Source organism: Thiocapsa sp. (genome assembly GCF_035467215.1).
Lineage (GTDB): Bacteria > Pseudomonadota > Gammaproteobacteria > Chromatiales > Chromatiaceae > Thiocapsa.
Genome location: NZ_DATITZ010000304.1, coordinates 1 through 3,229 on the forward strand (window position 1 = coordinate 1; position 3,229 = coordinate 3,229).

The 3,229-nt window shown below is 63.4% G+C and carries 3 protein-coding genes and 1 rRNA gene; 2 read left to right on the forward strand and 2 right to left on the reverse strand.

The window, feature by feature from the left end:
* Together VLR48_RS16690 and VLR48_RS16695 are read left to right on the forward strand one after the other, a co-directional pair.
* On the forward strand, window positions 1-787 hold a 787-nt coding region (locus VLR48_RS16690; RefSeq protein WP_325292871.1), incomplete at its 5' end, for a hypothetical protein.
* Window positions 788-1,070: 283 nt separating this feature from the next.
* Entirely contained in the window at window positions 1,071-1,250 is a 180-nt protein-coding gene (locus VLR48_RS16695; protein ID WP_325292872.1) for a DUF4351 domain-containing protein, read from the forward strand.
* A gap of 574 nt (window positions 1,251-1,824) precedes the next feature.
* Here VLR48_RS16695 and VLR48_RS16700 read toward each other — a convergent pair.
* Window positions 1,825-2,946 (reverse strand): DegT/DnrJ/EryC1/StrS family aminotransferase, encoded by a 1,122-nt coding sequence (locus VLR48_RS16700; protein WP_325292873.1) that lies wholly within the window; start codon window positions 2,944-2,946, stop codon window positions 1,825-1,827.
* A 183-nt stretch (window positions 2,947-3,129) separates the two neighbouring features.
* A 5S ribosomal RNA gene (gene rrf, locus VLR48_RS16705) occupies window positions 3,130-3,229 on the reverse strand; the annotation flags it as partial.

Consider the following 3,229-nt stretch of genomic DNA (forward strand, 5'->3'; position numbering starts at 1 on the left):
CCTCGATCTGGGTCGACCCGAGAAAGTCAGCTTGATCTTCCATCGTCGCATCACCAAGCGCACGCCGGAGCGGTTTTGTACCCGCGTGCTCACCCGAGGGGTCATCCCCACGCTGCATGTCAGCTACAAACGCTCCAAGATCAAGCAGTACTTCAAGCTCGAACGTGCGCTGCGCACCGAAACGACCATCAACAACACCCGTGACTTCGGCATCGGCCGCAAACTGTGCAACCTGCCCGCCTTGCGGGCCATCGGCTTTGCCGCCAATCGCCGCCTGCTCGAGGTCGAAACCATCAGTCAGGACTGTGCCCTGGCCGCCGGGGTGTTCGAGGCCGTCACCCAGGCGCAGACCATCGACGGGCAACGGGTCCCCCGCCTGACCTTCGGTGATCCACGCGTCATGTCACTCCTCGCCACCCTGTGCCTGTTCTTCATTCCGCAGCGGTTCCGCAACGTCTGGCTGCGCGAGAAAATGGCCCAACTGCTCGGCGTGCCGCTCCAGGACTACGGCCCCGGCAAGGCGACCTACGATCTGCGCCGACTGCGCCTGCACGGCCTCATCGAACGTCTGCCCAACAGCCACCAGTATCAGGTCACCCCCACCGGCCTGCGCGTGGCCATGCTCTTCGTGAAACTCAACAACCGCCTGCTGCGACCGGGACTCTCACAACTCTTCGACGGCTGCCCGCAAGCGCCCGACCGCCCGATGGCCAAGGCCATCAAAGAACTCGATCGTGCCCTGGAGCAGCTCCTCGCTCAGGCCAAAATAACCCCCTTGCAAATTTGACTCATGCGTGAAGATTTTTTTCCGTTAAAGCCATTAACGTGTATTTCTTGGGCGGGTGCGTTGACAAGGTGGTCACCCATGCCTTGCGAGCGGCACCGTCGCCCGACCAAACACCGGACGTCCCAGGCGGGCGCGCTTCGGGCACCCGTGTCGGTATGGGGATGCCGGCACCGACGCCAGCGGATGCCGACCGCCAGTCATGACCACGAGAGCAGGGTAGGGTGGCGATCCCTTGCCGCCGCGACCTCTCGGGCGGCACCGACGCCCGACCGAACGACGGCCGTTGCACACGCGCGTCGAGGGCCAAGCGGAGCTCCTTGTGCGCCTACTCACCAAGCGCTTCGGCCCGCTGTCGGCCGACATCCACGCGCGGCTCATGCAGGCGACCACCGACCAATTGGAGCGCTGGGGCGAGCGTCTCCTCGATGCCGAATCCCTGGAAGACGTGTTCGACGACCACTGACCTCACGAACGTAGGGCGTCAACCCTTTGCCGCCGCGATCGCGCGGGCGAAGCTATCGGTCGATCCTCGGCTTGCCGATCGGCGTCGGCGACCGAGCGGTTTGTTTGTCGGCATGGATGGGTCGATCCCGGGCGTGGGGATCGGCGTTGGTGGACATGAGGTTTCCGTATCGGCATGGGGATGCCGACCTACGCGCCATGAGCCTACGGGACCGTAGGGCGACAATCCTTTGCCGCCGCGACCTTGCGGGCTGAGCACGGCCACCTTCCCTGATGGGTTTTTCCCCTTAAATCGCCATCTTTCATGAGGGAGAGCGGTGTACCTCCCTCGGGGTGCTTGAACACCAATACCTGTCGGGAGAGTCTCTTGTTTGCGAAGATAAAGAGACTCCATCAGTGTGCCACGCCTTCCTTGAAAGCCCACGTTTTTCGCCGTGTTGCTGCACATCGACGAGGGTCTCGCCGAGGCCGCCCGAGCGGAGGGTTGTCCCGCCTGCGACGGCGTGCTGCATCGGGCCGACTACCCGTAAGCCGCGAGGCTGTCCGGAGCCGTGGCGCGAGGCGTTCGCCACGCGTCAGCCAGTGGCCCTCGCGACTGCATCCACGATCCGGACCTGCTCGTCATCGGACAGATACGGGTGCATTGGCAGGCTCATGACCCGCTGCGCCACGCGCGCACTGATCGGGGTTCCGAATCGCTCCAGGCTCGGTTGAAACACGGGCTGGTCGTTCAAGGGCACAGGGTAGTGCACCGCCGTCGGAATCCCTTCGGCAGCCAATGCCGCCGCGACGCGATCGCGCTCGCCGACCTGGATGGTGTACTGAGCAAATACCGACTCGTTGCCGGGTGCGATGAAGGGGGTCGACACTGCACCGTCGGCGACCTCGCTCGAGGTTGCTCCTCTGGACTGAAGCAAGTCGGAATAGCGCGCCCCGATCCGGATTCGCGCCTCGATCTCGTTCCCGAACAGCGGCAGCTTCGCAAGGAGAATCGCCGCCTGAAGCGTGTCGATGCGGCCATTCAGGCCGAGGCGCGGATGGTGATATCGGCGATCTTGGCCGTGGTTGCGGATCTCCTTCAGCCGTTTCGCCACATCATCGTCGTTCGTGAAGCAGGCACCGGCGTCGCCGTACGCGCCCAGCGGCTTGGAGGGGAAGAAGGACGTACAGCCGATCGCGGATAGGGCGCAGGACCGCTTTCCCTTGTAGGTGGCTCCGAAGCTCTGTGCGGCGTCTTCGATCACGGGCAGGCGATGTCGCGCGGCGATCTCGTTGATGGCGTCCATGTCCGCGCATTGGCCGTAGAGAGAAACCGGCATGATGGCTCGGGTCCGTCCGGTGATGGCCTCTTCGATGCGGGCGGGGTCGATATTGTAGGTCACGGGGTCGATGTCGACGAAGACCGGCCGCACGCCGAGCAGTGCGATCATTTCGCCGGTGGCGATGAAGGTGAAGGGGGTCGTAATGACCTCGTCGCCCCGACCGATCTCCAGCGCCATCATGGCCGCGAGCAATGCGTCTGTTCCGCTCGAAAGGCCGATGCAGTGACGCGTTCCGACGAATTCGGCGAGCGCGGTCTCCAGCGCTTCGACCTCGGGTCCCATGATGTATTGCCCGTGCTCCAGGACCGCATGGATCCGGGCCTTCACGTCGTCTTCGATCAGCCGATACTGTGACTTCAAGTCGATGAATTGCATTCGTTCCGCCTTGAACCGCGCCCGGCGCGGTATGCGATGTTTTTGGATGGGATCGGCCCCGGCAGACTTGATGACTGCTGGAGTCGGCGCGGTTTAAGATCAGGATACCGGGTTTCTGTCGAGCCGTCTTTTGTGCGCGCATAAAAAAACCCCCGCTTGGAGGCGGGGGTTTTGGGGATAAGGCCCTGGCGGTGACCTACGTTCGCATGGGGAGGCCCCACACTATCATCGGCGAGACACCGTTTCACGTCTGAGTTCGGGATGGGATCAGGTGGTTCCAGTG